This window comes from Asaia bogorensis NBRC 16594 (assembly GCF_001547995.1).
Taxonomy (GTDB): Bacteria; Pseudomonadota; Alphaproteobacteria; order Acetobacterales; family Acetobacteraceae; genus Asaia; species Asaia bogorensis.
On record NZ_AP014690.1, the window covers coordinates 1,210,212 to 1,225,581 of the forward strand.

Below are 15,370 nucleotides of genomic sequence, written 5' to 3' on the forward strand. Positions count from 1 at the left end.
AGCAGTATGCGCGAAATCATCAACAGTGGAGTGAATTCATGACAGCCTTGCCGCTACGTTTCTGCCTGCCGGACCCTGCCCAGTGTGCCGCAATGGATAAAATGGCGAGCCATAGTATCGGCATCGAGGCGTTAATGGAGCGCGCTGGATGGGCAGTAGCGCAGGCCGTCAAAACGCGGTTCGCCCCGTGCCGTGTGCTGGTCCTGTGTGGGCCGGGCAATAATGGAGGCGACGGCTATGTGGCGGCGCGCTATCTCGAACGCGCCGGGTGGCCGGTTCAGGTGGCGGCGCTGGCCGCACCTCGGGCAGGCACCATAGCTGCTAAGGCAGCGGCGCGCTTTCATGGCAGGCATGTCGTTTTTGATCAGGAAAGCGCGGCACGTGCCGATCTGGTGATCGATGCCGTTTTTGGGGCCGGGCTCGATCGGGCGCCATCGGACGAGGTGATGACCGTGCTGGCCAGCGCGAAAAAGCGGGTGGCGGTCGATCTGCCAAGCTTTGTGAACGGTCGCACTGGCGCGTTGCTGGTCGAAGATAGTGCCTCCCGTGACGTGCCGGATTACCTCATGAGTGTCACGTTCGTGCGGCCCAAACCGGGACACGTGCTCTATCCTGCGCGATCAATCTGCGGGGAGGTGATCTGTGCGGATATCGGAATGCCGGAAGATTGCGTGGCGCACGCTGCACCAGACATGTGGCTCAACCATCCCGCGCTCTGGGCCATTCCGGCCATGTCGCCGGATGATCACAAATATAGTCGCGGCGTGGTGAGTCTTTGTGGTGGGGCGGTCATGCCCGGCGCCACACGTCTGGCGGCAGCGGGCGCGAGGGCCAGCGGGGCCGGGCTCGTGCGAATCAGTGCTGGCAAAGCCGCGCAGGCTTATCGCCTGGGCGCGCCCGGACTGGTGGTCGACGATGCGCCGCTACCGGCGTTGCTTGAGGATGAACGGCGCGAGGTGTGGCTCTGCGGACCGGGGCTGACGCCTGAGGAAGTGGAAGCGGCATTGCCGAGCCTGCTCCGCGCAGGTCGTATCGTTCTTGCGGATGCCGGAGCGCTTGGTTGGGCCGATGGCGTTACGGAAAAGCTGCGCGGCGTGTCGGTCATCACGCCCCATATCGGAGAATTTACCAAGTTATTCGGTGCGCCCGGCAGTGATCTGGCCGGGGCCGCGCGTGCTGCGGCGGAAAAGCTCGATTGCGTGGTGCTTCTCAAAGGGGCTGTGAGCATTATCGCGGCGCCGGATGGGCGGGTGATGCTCAACGACCACGCGAGTCCTGCACTGGCCACGGCAGGCTCTGGAGACACGCTGGCCGGTGTGATTGCCACGATGCTGGCGGCAGGTATGCCGGCCTGGGAAGCCAGCTGTGCCGGGGCCTGGCTGCATGGCGAGGCAGGGATGAAGGCTGGCAACTGGCCTGTTGTCGAGGCGCTGGATACTCATCTCGGTGATGCGCGGGCGCTGGCAATCGCCCTTCATGCCGCTGCGCACGGGCAGGTGTGAAAGCTTATGGGCATGCCGTGAAGCACCCCGTCTTGTGAAAAGATTGATCTTGCTGTAAAGCGGCGCGCTTGACGGCTCAGTTTACTCTGATCCGAGTGTGCGGGCGTGGTGGAATTGGCAGACACGCCAGATTTAGGTTCTGGTGGCGCAAGTCGTGGGGGTTCAAGTCCCTCCGCCCGTACCAAAAAATTTTCTCCTTAGTCGGGGCTTCCTGCCTTGCCTGTGCTGCGATGAAGCCGGGCGCGGGGCCCCGATGGCAACCCGGTCAATAGAGGATCGCCTGACAGATGCAGGTTACCCAAACGCAATCCGAAGGTCTGAAGCGCGGCTTTACCGTCACTGTGCCGGCTGGCGATCTGGAGGCGCGACGTGCCGCTCGTCTCGCCGAGCTCGGCCGCACGATCAATCTGCCCGGCTTCCGCCCCGGCAAGGTGCCCGCATCGCTCGTCAAGCAGCGCTATGGCGCCGCCCTGAACGGCGAGATCATGGAGCAGGCTGTCAACGACTCCACCAACAAGGTTCTGGAAGACAACAAGCTGCGCCCTGCCGTGCAGCCCAAGGTCGAACTGGTTTCCGGTGGTGAAGGCGAAGGCGATCTCGTTTTCAAGATCGAGCTGGAAGTCCTGCCCGAAATCGCCGTGCCGGATCTGTCGGGTCTCGAACTGACCCGCCTGACGGCCAAGCCGAGCGACGAGACCATCGACAAGGCTCTGGCCGAGCTGGCAAAGCGTCAGCGCAGCTTCGAGACGATCGAGGAAGAGCGCGCCGCCCGCACCGGTGATGTTGTGAACTGCGATTTCGTGGGCAAGCTCGACGGCACGCCCTTCGATGGTGGCACGGCACAGGATGTCAATGTCGAGATCGGTGGCGACGGCTTCATCCCTGGCTTTGCCGAGCAGCTCGAAGGCATGAAGGCTGGCGAAGAGAAGGTGATCACGGTCACGTTCCCCGCAGAGTATCAGGCCAAGGAACTGGCTGGCAAGGAAGCAACCTTCGACATCAAGGCGAATGCGCTCAAGACTCCGGTTGATCCGGCGCTTGATGACGAGCTGGCCAAGAAGATCGGATTCGAGAACATCGCCCAGGTGCGTGACATCATCGTCAAGCAGGCTGAAGGCGAATACGGCCAGCTGTCGCGTCTGCGCATCAAGCGCGAGCTGCTGGATGCCCTGTCGGGCAAGACCGATTTCGAAGCGCCCGAGAGCATGGTCGAGAGCGAGTTCGGCCAGATCTGGCAGCGCGTCGAGCAGGATCGCGCTTCGGGTGAGATGGATGAGGAAGACGCGGGCAAGGACGAAGAGACCCTGCGCGCCGACTACCGCAAGATTGCCGAGCGTCGCGTAAAGCTGGGTCTGCTGCTGGCAGAAATCGGCCGCACCAAGGAAATCACGGTAACCCGTGAGGAACTGATGCAGGCTGTCCGTCAGGAAGCCATGCGCTACCCCGGTCAGGAGCAGGCCGTTTTCGAGTTCTTCAGCAAGAACCCGCAGGCAGCTGATGGTCTCCGTGGCCCGATTCTCGAGAACAAGGTCGTCGATTATCTGATCGAGCTGGCCAAGGTCACCGAAAAGGAAGTCACGCCGGAAGAGCTGGCAGAGATCCCGCCTGCCGATCTCTGATCGTCTGATTCGCGCCGAAATGTCTGGAGTCCGTTCGTTTTTTGACGGACGGGCTCTAGGCGTTCATGGTGGCCATACCAAGATGAGAGAAGTCACACACCGGCCCTGATGGGGCCGGTGCCAGTTAGGAGCGGAAATGGCCATGAGGGATCGCGATCCTGTCGAGATCTTCAACAACGCGCTCGTACCGATGGTCGTCGAGCAGACGTCACGCGGCGAACGCGCTTTCGATATCTATTCCCGCCTGCTTCAGGAGCGGATCATCTTCCTGACAGGTCCGGTTTACGACCAGGTGGCCGCTGTCATCTCGGCTCAGCTTCTCTATCTGGAGAGCGTCAATCCGAGCAAGGAAATCTCGTTCTACATCAACAGCCCCGGTGGTGTGGTTTCAGCTGGCCTCGCGATGTACGACACGATGCAGTACATCCGCTGCCCCGTAAGCACGGTGTGCATCGGTCAGGCGGCATCGATGGGTTCGCTGCTGCTTGCAGCCGGTGAGAAGGGACGTCGGTTCTGCCTCCCCAATGCCCGCGTCATGGTGCATCAGCCTTCAGGCGGCGCTCAGGGCCAGGCATCGGATATCGAGATCCAGGCCCGTGAGATTCTTGAAATCCGCAAGCGCCTCAACGAGATCTACCGTCATCACACCGGTCGTACGCTTGAGGAAATCGAGCAGAAGCTTGAGCGTGATTCCTACCTCTCGGCAGATGAAGCGAAGGCTTTCGGTCTGGTCGATGAGGTTGTTCAGGCACGCCCTAAGAGTGTTGCTGAGCCGGGCTAAAGCCCTTGTGCTCTCCGGTTGCGAGGTCCGGCCCTCCTGCCGGGCCCTACGCGGCGAACGGGCAATCCTGTCCTGTGATTGCCTTCAGGTATCCAATTATTGCCTCTCGCCGGAGGGGCTTGCCGGGCTTCTGTCGCCTGGCCTAAGTTTGAAGTTCCCCCTGTCGGGGCGTCATCACTGATGCGCCGGATCGGGGAGGAGGAGCAGCGATGAATAACAAGACCGGCGATTCGAAAAACACCCTGTATTGCTCGTTCTGCGGCAAGTCGCAGCACGAGGTGCGCAAGCTGATTGCCGGTCCAACCGTTTTCATCTGTGATGAATGCGTTGAGCTGTGCATGGATATCATCCGTGAAGAGCACAAGACGCATCTCGTAAAGTCACGTGACGGGGTGCCAACCCCGAAAGAGATCTGCAAGGTTCTCGATGACTACGTGATCGGTCAGTTCATTGCCAAGCGTGCGCTGTCTGTGGCTGTGCACAACCATTACAAGCGTCTGGCTCACGCCCAGAAGAGCAATGATATCGAGATTGCAAAGTCCAATATCATGCTCATCGGCCCGACCGGTTCGGGCAAGACGCTTCTGGCACAGACGCTTGCACGAATTCTCGACGTGCCGTTCACCATGGCCGACGCCACAACCTTGACTGAAGCCGGTTATGTGGGCGAGGATGTCGAGAACATCATCCTCAAGCTCCTGCAGGCCGCCGACTACAATGTCGAGCGGGCTCAGCGCGGCATTGTCTATATCGACGAGATCGACAAGATCTCCCGTAAGTCGGACAATCCCTCGATCACCCGCGATGTGAGCGGTGAAGGTGTGCAACAGGCGCTGCTGAAGCTGATGGAAGGGACCGTGGCTTCTGTTCCCCCGCAGGGTGGACGCAAGCATCCGCAGCAGGAGTTCCTGCAGGTGGATACCACGAACATGCTCTTCATCTGCGGTGGCGCATTCGCGGGGCTGGACAAGATCATTTCTGCTCGTGGCAAGGGTTCGGGCATCGGCTTCGGGGCTGATGTGCAGAATCCTGATGATCGTCGTCTGGGCGCCGTGCTTCATGACGTCGAGCCTGAGGACCTGCTGAAATTCGGTCTGATCCCGGAATTCATCGGTCGTCTGCCGGTTGTCGCGACGCTTGAGGATCTCGACGAGGAAACGCTGGTCGCCATTCTCTCGAAGCCCAAGAATGCGCTGGTCAAGCAGTATCAGCGCCTGTTCCAGATGGAAGGCGTGGCACTGACCTTCACCGATGATGCCCTGGTGCAGATCGCCCAGCGCGCCATTGCCCGCAAAACCGGTGCGCGTGGATTGCGCTCGATCATGGAAGCCATCCTGCTCGGCACCATGTTCGATCTTCCGGGCCTTGATGGCGTGGAAGAGGTCGTCATCAACAAGGATGTTGCCGAGAACCGTGCTGCGCCCGTGTATGTCTATGGCAAGGGCAAGGCTGCAGAACCCGCTGAACAATCTGCCTGAGCCAATCGGGTAAAAACTCCGGGGCTGGCTTGCCGCACCAGCCCTTCATCCTCACATAAAGGGGATACTGCCTGTTCAGGCAGCAAAGATGCGATGCCGGTTACGCCAGACTCACGGGTGGCCGCATTGAGATCGTCCTCAAGGAGATCAGGATTTCATGACTGAAAAAAAGAGGAAAACTGCGGTGAGCAAGCTGAACACCGCAGCAAAGGCAGAAGAGGCCAAAGCCAAGACAAAGCCGGTCGAGACGATCGCTGTCCTGCCTCTGCGCGATATCGTTGTTTTCCCCCACATAATCGTGCCGCTTTTCGTCGGGCGCGAGAAATCCGTCCGTGCGCTTGAGGCTGTCACGCGTGACAGCAAGCAGATCCTGCTTGTTGCCCAGAAGAACGCCTCCCAGGATGATCCGCCAGCCGAGGATATCTATCGTTTCGGCACCGTTTCCACGATCCTGCAGCTGCTTAAACTGCCCGACGGCACCGTAAAGGTTCTTGTCGAAGGCATCCGCCGTGCTCGCATCAAGGAATTCCATGATGTTGACGGCCATTTCGAGGCCGAGATCGAGGACGTACAGGACGAGGTTGAGACGGGCAGCGAGGCGGAGGCGCTTGGTCGCACCGCGATCTCGCAGTTCGAGCAGTATATCAAGCTCAACAAGAAGATCGCGCCTGAAGTCATGGTGTCGCTCAATCAGATCGAGGACCTCTCGAAGCTGGCCGATACGATTGCGAGCCATCTGAACCTGAAAATTGCCGAGAAGCAGGAAATTCTGCAGGGTAATTCGGTCAGCAAGCGGCTGGAGCAGGTTTTCGCTCACATGGAGCAGGAAATCGGCGTCCTGCAGGTCGAGAAGAAAATCCGTAACCGCGTCAAGCGGCAGATGGAAAAGACCCAGCGCGAATATTATCTGAACGAACAGCTCAAGGCGATTCAGAAGGAACTGGGTGAGGGCGAGGATGGCCGTGACGAAACGGCTGAAATCGAAGAGCGCATCGCCAAGACCCGCCTGAGCAAGGAAGCCCGCGAGAAGGCTATTGGCGAGCTGCGCAAGCTGCGCGGCATGAGCCCGATGTCGGCTGAATCCACAGTGGTGCGCAACTACCTCGACTGGATCCTGTCCATTCCCTGGAAGAAGCGCTCGAAGGTCTCGCGCGATTTCGCCGCGGCAGAGGAAGTGCTCGAATCCGAGCATTATGGTCTTGAGAAAGTCAAGGAACGCATCCTTGAATATCTTGCGGTCCAGACGCGCTCGCAGAAGCTCAAAGGGCCGATCCTGTGCCTCGTAGGGCCGCCGGGTGTGGGCAAGACCTCGCTGGCGCGGTCAATTGCGAAAGCAACGGGCCGTCAGTATGTGCGCATGTCGCTGGGTGGCGTGCACGACGAGTCCGAAATTCGCGGGCATCGTCGTACCTATATCGGCTCGATGCCGGGCAAGATCGTCCAGGGCATGAAGAAAGCCAAGACGTCAAACCCGTTATTCCTGCTGGACGAGATCGACAAGATGGGCTCCGACTGGCGCGGCGACCCGTCCTCCGCGCTTCTCGAGGTGCTGGACCCGGAGCAGAACAGCACGTTCAACGATCATTATCTCGAGGTCGATTACGATCTGTCGGACGTGATGTTCGTGACGACGGCCAACAGCCTCAACATGCCCCAGCCTTTGCTGGACCGCATGGAGATCATTCGTCTGTCGGGCTATACCGAAGATGAGAAGGTCGAGATCGCCCGTCGTCATCTGGTGGGCAAGCAGGCTGAAGCGCATAATCTGAAGCCGCATGAGTGGTCGATCAGCGATGACGCCCTGCGCAGCCTGATCCAGCATTACACGCGTGAAGCCGGTGTACGTAATCTGGAGCGTGAAATCGCGAAGATTGCGCGTCGTGTGGTCAAGCGCCTCGTGACGAGTTCGGTCGAGACCATTGCGGTCACGGCAGAAAATCTCGGTGAGTTCTCTGGCATCCGTCGTTTCAAGCATGGCGAGACAGAGAGTGAGGATCTGGTCGGCATGGTGTCCGGCCTTGCCTGGACGGAAGTTGGCGGCGAGATCCTGACGATCGAGAGCGTCATGCTGCCCGGCAAGGGACATGTAAAAGCAACGGGCAAGCTGGGTGAGGTGATGCAGGAGAGTGTCTCCGCGGCCGTTTCCTATGTGCGCTCACGAGCTCAGTCCTTTGGCATCAAGCCGACGATCTTCGAGAAGCGTGACATCCATGTGCATGTTCCGGAAGGGGCAACGCCCAAGGATGGTCCGTCTGCCGGTGTTGCCATGGCAACGTCGATTGTCAGCGTCATGACGGGTATTCCGATCCGTCGCGATGTGGCGATGACAGGAGAAATCACCCTGCGTGGACGCGTGCTCGAGATCGGTGGTCTTAAGGAAAAGCTGCTCGCGGCGACACGCGCCGGCATCACGACGGTCTTTATCCCCAAGGATAATGAAAAGGATCTCGCCGAGATTCCGGCCAATGTGAAGGACGCGCTCAAGATCATTCCAGTGTCACATGTCGATCAGGTTCTGGCTTCCGCACTGGTGCGGCCGCCGGAGGCAATCGAGTGGGATGAAGAGGATGATGTGCCGGCCGCGCTGGGGAAGGACAATCTCTCCAGCCAGCTGCCACACTGAGGGTAGGGGAGGCGTGATCCTTCCCATTTCATCAGATTGACCGGACTAACGCAGTGGCCGCCCTTAAGGGGCGGCCATTGTCGTATTCATGGCAGGAAAGTCGCAGCGCGAGCCAAAGCGTGAAACCGCCCGGTTTGCAGGCCTCAGCGCTGTTGACGTTAGGGAAAACGCCTTCATAGTGCCTTGCTTGTAGCACCGCCTGTGGGCGGATGATCGGTTATTCAGGAACTCTGCGAGGATACGAGATGGAAAAGCCGCTGAACAAGCAGGAGCTCATTGCTGCGGTTGCAGAAAAGACCGATCTGCCCAAGGCGAAGGCCGGGGATGTCGTCGAGGCGCTGTTCGCGAGTATCGAAGAGGCGCTCGCACGCAAGCAGGAAGTGCGTCTGGTCGGATTTGGATCGTTCGCAACGGCAACACGCAAGGCTGCCAAAGGGCGCAACCCGCGCACTGGCGAAGAAATCGACATTCCCGCGTCGGTTTCTGTACGTTTCCGCCCCGGCAAGGGCTTGAAGGATGCCGTAAGTTAACGTATCCCCTCTCCCACGGCAGGCGGCGATTCGACCGTTTGCCCTGAGGGCGATTAGCTCAGCGGTAGAGCGTCTCGTTTACACCGAGAGGGTCGGCGGTTCAATCCCGTCATCGCCCACCATTCCTCAGCTTTTGGAAGATCGATGAGCTTCCAGTCAGGCTTTAGCTGGACCCTTGAGTGCCATGAGACACTCGGTTCCACCTCCGATTTCTGCAAAAACGAAGCGGAAAATGGTGCCGCCCACGGTAGAGCTGTCCTTGCCTACCGTCAGACGGCCGGTCGCGGTACGCGCGGGCGTCAATGGGACGCCCCCAGCGGAAACCTCTCCTTCTCCTTCATATGTCGTGATGCTCGGGTAAACGACCTCGTGCAGGCCATGCCGTTCATGGTTGCCGTGGCGCTTTATGACGCTCTCTCTGCCTGCGCGCCGTCCGCGGCTCTGCGGATCAAGTGGCCTAACGATATTCTATGCGATGGAGCCAAACTGGCTGGCGTGCTGATAGAGCGCGGCGGTGCGACCGGTTCCGAATGGATTGTCATTGGCATTGGTGCCAACCTGAAGGCCGCGCCGGACATTGCAGGGCGCCAGACGGTCGCACTCTCAGCGCTGGGAGGGCAGGTTGGCCCCGCCGATCTAGCCCGCCAGATACTGACGTGTTTCTCATTCTGGTTTGATCTCTGGCAGCGTCGGGGCTTTGCGCCCATTCGGCAGGCCTGGCTTGATCGGGCGCATGAGCCGGGTTCGCGGCTTGCGGTCGAGAGGTGTGGAGACTATATAGAGGGTTTCTTCGCGGGTCTCGATGAGTGCGGTCGGCTGGTCTTGCAGACCGACCAGAACGAGGTTCAGACGGTCGCGGCGGGGGATATTCTACTGCTTGGGTGAAGGACGGTCTGTGCTCCTCGTTGTCGACGCTGGTAACACGAACATTGTTTTTGCTGTCCATGACGGCAAGGAGTGGCGTGGCACCTGGCGCATATCGACGAACGACCAGCGGACCTCTGATGAATACGCCGTCTGGCTTCTCGGCCTGATCGAATTATCCAATCTCAATCATCGTGCGATCTCGCGTGCGATTATCGGTACCGTTGTGCCAGCTGCGCTTTACCATCTGCGCCGTCTGTGCCGGGAATGGCTCGATATCGAGCCCCTGATCGCCAATAACGCGCTCGACTGGGGATGTCCCGTTAAGGTTGATACCCCGGCCGAAGTGGGTGTGGACAGGCGGCTCAACGGGCTGGCCGCGCAGCATTTTTTCGGCGGTCCGCTGGTGGTGGTCGATTTCGGCACGGCGACGACTTTCGATGTGGTGGATAGCGAGGGCGCCTTTTGTGGGGGTGCGATTGCACCCGGGGTCAATCTTTCGCTCGAGGCCCTGCATCAGGCAGCAGCGCGTCTGCCCCGTATAAGTGTCGGGCGTCCATCTTCTGCCATTGGGCGCAGCACGACGGTTGCCATGCGCTCAGGTCTTTTCTGGGGTTATGTCGGTCTGGTGGAAGGGATCGTCTCGCGCATCGCGCTTGAGATGGCCTCACCGATCAAGGTGATTGCGACAGGGGGACTGGCCCCGCTTTTTTCCGAGGGAACAGATCTGTTCCAGCATGTGGCTCCAACTCTCACGCTGGATGGCCTGCGCTTGCTCGCTGCGCGCAATGCCACTGGCGAATTTATTCCGGCACCAGGATGAAGGTGTATTTTTTGTCTCTATCTAGGATTAATTTATGAGCATTACTGAAAAAGGTCTGGCCTTCCTGCCATTGGGCGGGACGGGTGAGATCGGGATGAATTTCAATCTCTATTGCCTCGACGGCAAGTGGCTCGCCATTGACTGCGGTATCGGCTTTTCGGGCAATGATACGCCTGAAGCCGAAATTCTCATGCCTGACCCGCTCTTTATCGCCGAGCGGCACAAGAGCCTGTGCGGCCTTGTGATCACTCATGCGCATGAAGACCATTTGGGTGCCGTCGCGCATCTCTGGCCGCAATTGCGCTGCCCGATCTATGCCACGCCTTTCGCGAGCGCTGTGCTTCGACGCAAGCTGGGAGAAGCGCATCTGCTGTCGCAGGTGACGATGCATACCATCCCGATGGGCGGGCATTTCGCGGTCGGGCCGTTCGATCTGCAATTCATCAATGTCACCCATTCGGTGCCCGAGGCGCAGTCGCTCGTTCTGCGCACACCTTATGGCACGATCGTACACACCGGCGACCTCAAGCTCGATCGTGAGCCGGTGGTTGGCCCGCTGACGGATCTCGACGCCTTCAAGGCCGTGGGTGACGAGGGCGTTCTGGCCATGGTGTGCGACAGCACCAATGTCTTCCGTGACGGGATTTCCGGTACGGAAGGCCAGGTGCGTGATTCCATGGCCGATCTGATCAAGACGCTGCATGGCCGTGTCGCGATCACCTGTTTTGCCAGTAACGTCGCGCGTGTCGAGAGCATCGCACGTGCAGCCAAGGCGGCCGGACGTCAGGTAATGGTTGTCGGGCGCTCTCTGCGCAATCTCGAGGTTGCGGCCCGCGAGTGTGGTTATCTGCAGGATATTCCGCCCTTCCTCGACGAGCGCGAGGCGAATTCGGTTCCGGATAACCGCCTGCTGATGATCATTACGGGCAGCCAAGGCGAACCCCGCTCGGCGCTGTCGCGCATTGCCTCGGATGTTCACCCGAACATTTCGCTGGGTGAAGGGGATACGGTCATCTATTCCTCGCGCATGATCCCCGGCAATGAGCAGGCTGTCATGGCGGTGCAGGACAACCTGACCCGTCGCGGCGCCACTGTGCTGACCGACAAGGATCATCTGGTCCATGTGTCGGGCCATGCCACGGCAGACGATCTGCGTCATCTCTACAGCCTTGTTCGCCCCAAGCTGAGCGTTCCAACGCACGGTGAATGGCGTCATCTGACGGCTCATGCAGCCCTCGCTCGCGAGACCGGCGCGGAGGCGATCCTGCTTGAGGACGGTGACCTGCTGCGCCTCGGCCCGGATCACGCCGAGGTGGTGGATACCGCCCCCACGGGTCGCCTGGCGCTCGATGGAGGGCGTCTGCTGCCCATGACCGGCGGCGTGCTGGCAGCGCGTCGCAAGATGCTGTTCAACGGCATGGTCATTGCGAGCTTTGCGGTCGATGACGAGGGCTATGTGATTGGCATGCCCAAGATCAGCGCGCCCGGTCTGCTGGAATCGGAAGATCCCGAGAGCACGCGCATCTCGGAAGAATTCGCCGATGCCATCGATGAGATCCCCGATGATCTGCGTCAGGATGACGATGCCTTCCGCGATGCGGCCAAGACGGCGTTGCGCCGCGCGCTGGGACGCAAGTTGCAGAAGCGTCCTCTGGTCGATGTCCATCTGCTGCGGGTCTGATCCCGCAGCGTCTGCCACGAACGCGCCATAACAGGCGCGCCATTTTTCTTTTCTAGAACGGTCACATACGATGCGTCTGTCCCGCGGTTTCCTGCCCACCCTCAAAGAAGTGCCTGCCGAGGCCCAGATTGCCTCGCATCGACTGATGCTGCGCGCTGGTCTTGTGCGTCAGACGTCGGCGGGTATCTATGCCTGGCTGCCGGCTGGTCTGCGCGTGCTGCGCAATATCGAGCAGATCGTGCGGGAAGAGCAGAATGCCATCGGCGCGCAGGAATTGCTGATGCCGACCGTTCAGTCTTCCGAGCTCTGGAAGCGCTCTGGCCGTTATGACGCTTACGGCCCCGAAATGCTGCGCATCCGCGACCGTCAGGACCGCGAGCTGCTTTACGGACCGACCAATGAAGAAATGATTACCGATCTCTTCGGGCAGGTCATCAAATCCTATCGCGAGCTGCCGCAAGCGCTGTATCATGTACAATGGAAGTTCCGTGATGAGCTGCGTCCGCGCTTTGGCGTGATGCGCGGTCGCGAGTTCTTCATGAAGGACGCCTATTCCTTCGATGCGTCTTATGAGGACGCTGTTGCTGCCTATCGTCGCATGATGCTGGCCTATCTGCGCACCTTCCAGCGTCTAGGCGTGCGGGCTGTCCCCATGAAGGCCGATACCGGGCCGATCGGTGGCGATCTGAGCCATGAATTCCTCGTGCTGGCGCCGACAGGCGAGAGCGGCGTCTTCTTTGACGCGGCGCTCGAGGAGCAGGACTGGCTGCATGAGGCCGTCGATATTGCCGACCATGCCAGCCTTGAGACCTTTTTCAGCGGCGTTACGAAGTTCTATGCCGCGACTGACGAGATGCATGACGAGAAGGCGTGGGAAGACGTGCCTGCCGATCGTCGCCGTGAAGGGCGTGGTATCGAAGTTGGGCATATCTTCTATTTCGGCACCAAATATACCGAATCCATGGGGATCTCGGTCAGCGGTGCTGATGGCAACCAGTTCTTCCCGGAAATGGGGTCGTACGGCATCGGTGTTTCGCGCCTCGTCGGTGCCATTATCGAAGCCAGTCATGACGAGGCCGGGATCATCTGGCCGGACTCGGTCGCGCCTTATCGCGCTGCCATTCTGAGCCTCAAGCCTGGCGATGAAGCCGTGGACGCGCTGTGCGAACAGCTCTATGCCGCAGCCCCCGACGCATTCCTGTATGACGATCGAGGCGAGCGTGCCGGCGTGAAGTTCAACGATGCCGACCTGATGGGCCATCCCTGGCAGATGATTGTCGGCCCGCGCGGTGCCAAGGAAGGCAAGGTCGAACTTAAGCGTCGCGCGACAGGCGAACGCTTCGAGCTGACAGTGAAAGAAGCACTTGCGAAGGTGCTGGGCACTGATGCAGCAGGCAAGGACGCCGCCTGATCATGTTCAACCGCTTCGAGCGCGTGGTGGCGGGGCGCTATCTGCGCGCCCGTCGCGGAGAACGCTTCGTTTCCATCATCGCGATTTTTTCGCTCATCGGCATTGCGCTGGGGGTTGCCACCCTCATCATCGTCATGGCGGTCATGAACGGGTTTCGCGCCGATCTGATGGGTCGCGTGCTCGGGCTGAACGGCGATCTGAACATTTTCAGCGCAGGGCACAGCATCACCAATTATCAGGATGATGTGGTCGCCATACGCGAGGTCAAAAACGTCACCCGTGTTACGCCAATGGCGGAAGGGACGGTGCTGATCGATGCCGGGAATTATTCCACAGGCGGCGTCGTGCGTGGCATCATCCCGTCGGACCTGCGCGATCTCCATGCCCTGAGCGATAATATCACCGATGGCAAACTCGCTGATTTCCAGGGCGATGATGCGATTGCCGTTGGCACGACACTGGCGGCCCGGGCCGGCCTGACGGTTGGCAGCAAGGTAACGCTGCTCTCGCCCAATGGCCGCGCCACGCCTTTCGGGACCATGCCGCGCATAAGGGCCTATCATGTGGCCATGGTGTTCGACGCCGGGGTGAATGATTACGACACCAGTGTCATCCTGATGCCGTTGGACTCTGCCCAGCGCTTCCTGATGATGCCCGATGCGGTATCGCTCATTCAGGTGGCGACCCGTGACCCGCTTGAGGTTACGCCTGTCACCCGCGCCATCGCCCAGCGTCTGGATGACCCAAGGCTGCGCGTGATGGACTGGACCCAGAGCAATAACGCGTTTCTGGGTGCGCTCACCGTGCAGCAGAATGTGATGTTCCTTATTCTCACCCTGATCATCCTGGTGGCGGCGTTTAACGTGATTTCTTCCATGATCATGATGGTCAAGGACAAGACACGCGATATCGCAGTGCTGCGCACATTGGGCGCCAGCCGGGGGGCTGTCATGCGCATCTTCCTGATGTGCGGCGCCTCGGTCGGTGTGTCCGGCACACTGATTGGTTTCGGGATCGGGGTCGTGTTCTGCCTGAACATCGAGCGCATCCAGCATGGTGTGGAGCATCTGACCCATACCAGCCTGTTCAACCCGGAATTCTATTATCTCGAACATCTGCCAGCCAAGCTGATCTGGTCGCAGGTCATCGAGGTTATGGTCATGGCGCTTGCCCTGTCTTTCGTCGCAACGCTTTACCCGTCCTGGCGCGCAGCCAAGACCGATCCGATCGAGGCGCTGCGCCATGAGTGAGACCAATCCTGCGGCTGCGCCGGTTCTTTCCCTGAAGGACGTCACGCGTCGTTTTCGCTCCGGCGAAGAGACGCTCGAAATCCTGAAGGGCGCGTCTTTCGATCTGTTCCCCGGAGAGATCGTGGCTCTTGTCGCGCCCAGCGGTACGGGCAAATCGACACTGCTTCATATCGCCGGTCTGCTGGAAGCCCCGCAGGAGGGCAGTGTGCGCATTGCAGGACACGACACGGCCTCCCTGTCGGACACGGCACGTACGCAGATACGACGCGACGAGGTGGGTTTCGTCTATCAGTTTCATCACCTTCTGGCCGAGTTCACGGCGCTGGAGAATGTGGTGCTCCCCCAGCATATTGCAGGCGTTTCCCCTCGCGATGCGACATCACGCGCGACCGATCTCCTGACGCGTTTTGGGCTCGCGCATCGGCTGCATAATCTGCCGGGCAAGCTTTCGGGTGGAGAGAAACAGCGTGTGGCCATTGCCCGCGCTCTGGCCAACCGACCGAAGCTTCTTCTGGCTGACGAACCGACTGGCAATCTGGATGTGCATACTTCCGACGCTGTGTTTGACGAGTTGCTGCACGCGGTTCGTAGCGAGAATGTGGGCGCGTTGATTGCGACCCATAACGAGGAGCTAGCGTCGCGTATGGATCGTGTCGTGACCCTGCGTGATGGGCGGATCGTCGAGCGGGCCATCGGTACAGAACGAAAAGACGCCTTATCGAACAGCATATCCGACCATGCTGATTTCGGCTCATGGTGAACGCAAGAAAGAGATGAAGGGGGCGTTCGGGTCTGGTAGACCATGACC

Annotated in this window: 12 protein-coding genes and 2 tRNA genes; all 14 read left to right on the forward strand. The window is 59.9% G+C overall.

Going from position 1 to position 15,370, the window contains the following annotated elements; translation table 11 throughout:
• Positions 1–38 precede the first annotated feature (38 nt).
• The 14 genes from Asbog_RS05425 (at position 39) to Asbog_RS05490 (ending at position 15,322) form a co-directional block, all read left to right on the forward strand.
• The gene (locus tag Asbog_RS05425; RefSeq protein ID WP_062164360.1) at positions 39–1,502 is read left to right on the forward strand and encodes a bifunctional ADP-dependent NAD(P)H-hydrate dehydratase/NAD(P)H-hydrate epimerase; all 1,464 of its coding nucleotides are present in this window, start codon (positions 39–41) and stop codon (positions 1,500–1,502) included.
• Positions 1,503–1,601: 99 nt separating this feature from the next.
• Positions 1,602–1,686, forward strand: a tRNA-Leu gene (locus Asbog_RS05430).
• 103 nt (positions 1,687–1,789) lie between these two features.
• Complete coding sequence (gene tig, locus Asbog_RS05435) at positions 1,790–3,121, forward strand: trigger factor (RefSeq protein WP_062164361.1); 1,332 nt, start codon at positions 1,790–1,792, stop codon at positions 3,119–3,121.
• Positions 3,122–3,263: 142 nt separating this feature from the next.
• Positions 3,264–3,902 carry an ATP-dependent Clp protease proteolytic subunit gene (locus tag Asbog_RS05440; RefSeq protein WP_023977494.1) on the forward strand — a complete coding sequence of 213 codons (639 nt, stop codon included), beginning with the start codon at positions 3,264–3,266 and terminating at the stop codon, positions 3,900–3,902.
• 209 nt (positions 3,903–4,111) lie between these two features.
• Complete coding sequence (gene clpX / locus Asbog_RS05445) at positions 4,112–5,380, forward strand: ATP-dependent Clp protease ATP-binding subunit ClpX (protein ID WP_023977493.1); 1,269 nt, start codon at positions 4,112–4,114, stop codon at positions 5,378–5,380.
• Between the two features lie 157 nt (positions 5,381–5,537).
• Positions 5,538–8,003: an endopeptidase La gene (lon, locus tag Asbog_RS05450; protein WP_083510725.1), complete on the forward strand. Its 2,466-nt coding sequence runs from the start codon at positions 5,538–5,540 to the stop codon at positions 8,001–8,003.
• A 245-nt stretch (positions 8,004–8,248) separates the two neighbouring features.
• Positions 8,249–8,533 (forward strand): HU family DNA-binding protein, encoded by a 285-nt coding sequence (locus tag Asbog_RS05455; RefSeq protein WP_023977491.1) that lies wholly within the window; start codon positions 8,249–8,251, stop codon positions 8,531–8,533.
• Positions 8,534–8,580: 47 nt separating this feature from the next.
• Positions 8,581–8,655 (forward strand) — tRNA-Val (locus Asbog_RS05460).
• Between the two features lie 22 nt (positions 8,656–8,677).
• The gene (locus Asbog_RS05465) at positions 8,678–9,418 is read left to right on the forward strand and encodes a biotin--[acetyl-CoA-carboxylase] ligase (RefSeq protein WP_062164362.1); all 741 of its coding nucleotides are present in this window, start codon (positions 8,678–8,680) and stop codon (positions 9,416–9,418) included.
• 10 nt (positions 9,419–9,428) lie between these two features.
• Positions 9,429–10,220: a type III pantothenate kinase gene (locus Asbog_RS05470; RefSeq protein WP_023977489.1), complete on the forward strand. Its 792-nt coding sequence runs from the start codon at positions 9,429–9,431 to the stop codon at positions 10,218–10,220.
• Between the two features lie 34 nt (positions 10,221–10,254).
• The gene (locus Asbog_RS05475) at positions 10,255–11,901 is read left to right on the forward strand and encodes a ribonuclease J (protein WP_062164363.1); all 1,647 of its coding nucleotides are present in this window, start codon (positions 10,255–10,257) and stop codon (positions 11,899–11,901) included.
• 70 nt (positions 11,902–11,971) lie between these two features.
• Positions 11,972–13,312, forward strand: coding sequence for a proline--tRNA ligase (gene proS / locus Asbog_RS05480; protein WP_062164364.1), 1,341 nt, complete (start codon positions 11,972–11,974; stop codon positions 13,310–13,312).
• A 2-nt stretch (positions 13,313–13,314) separates the two neighbouring features.
• Complete coding sequence (locus Asbog_RS05485; protein WP_062164365.1) at positions 13,315–14,562, forward strand: lipoprotein-releasing ABC transporter permease subunit; 1,248 nt, start codon at positions 13,315–13,317, stop codon at positions 14,560–14,562.
• Positions 14,555–15,322: an ABC transporter ATP-binding protein gene (locus Asbog_RS05490; protein WP_083510726.1), complete on the forward strand. Its 768-nt coding sequence runs from the start codon at positions 14,555–14,557 to the stop codon at positions 15,320–15,322. The genes Asbog_RS05485 and Asbog_RS05490 overlap by 8 nt, the downstream gene beginning before the upstream one ends.
• The last annotated feature ends 48 nt before the right edge of the window (positions 15,323–15,370 follow it).

What these genes read in the sequence shown, in the direction of transcription:
- clpX (WP_023977493.1), top strand. Translation starts at nt 4,112, where the DNA reads ATGAATAACAAGACCGGCGATTCGAAAAACACCCTGTATTGCTCGTTC.
- lon (WP_083510725.1), top strand. Translation starts at nt 5,538, where the DNA reads ATGACTGAAAAAAAGAGGAAAACTGCGGTGAGCAAGCTGAACACCGCA.
- Asbog_RS05425 (WP_062164360.1), top strand. Translation starts at nt 39, where the DNA reads ATGACAGCCTTGCCGCTACGTTTCTGCCTGCCGGACCCTGCCCAGTGT.
- Asbog_RS05465 (WP_062164362.1), top strand. Translation starts at nt 8,678, where the DNA reads ATGAGCTTCCAGTCAGGCTTTAGCTGGACCCTTGAGTGCCATGAGACA.
- Asbog_RS05485 (WP_062164365.1), top strand. Translation starts at nt 13,315, where the DNA reads ATGTTCAACCGCTTCGAGCGCGTGGTGGCGGGGCGCTATCTGCGCGCC.
- Asbog_RS05455 (WP_023977491.1), top strand. Translation starts at nt 8,249, where the DNA reads ATGGAAAAGCCGCTGAACAAGCAGGAGCTCATTGCTGCGGTTGCAGAA.
- proS (WP_062164364.1), top strand. Translation starts at nt 11,972, where the DNA reads ATGCGTCTGTCCCGCGGTTTCCTGCCCACCCTCAAAGAAGTGCCTGCC.
- Asbog_RS05475 (WP_062164363.1), top strand. Translation starts at nt 10,255, where the DNA reads ATGAGCATTACTGAAAAAGGTCTGGCCTTCCTGCCATTGGGCGGGACG.
- Asbog_RS05490 (WP_083510726.1), top strand. Translation starts at nt 14,555, where the DNA reads ATGAGTGAGACCAATCCTGCGGCTGCGCCGGTTCTTTCCCTGAAGGAC.
- Asbog_RS05440 (WP_023977494.1), top strand. Translation starts at nt 3,264, where the DNA reads ATGAGGGATCGCGATCCTGTCGAGATCTTCAACAACGCGCTCGTACCG.
- tig (WP_062164361.1), top strand. Translation starts at nt 1,790, where the DNA reads ATGCAGGTTACCCAAACGCAATCCGAAGGTCTGAAGCGCGGCTTTACC.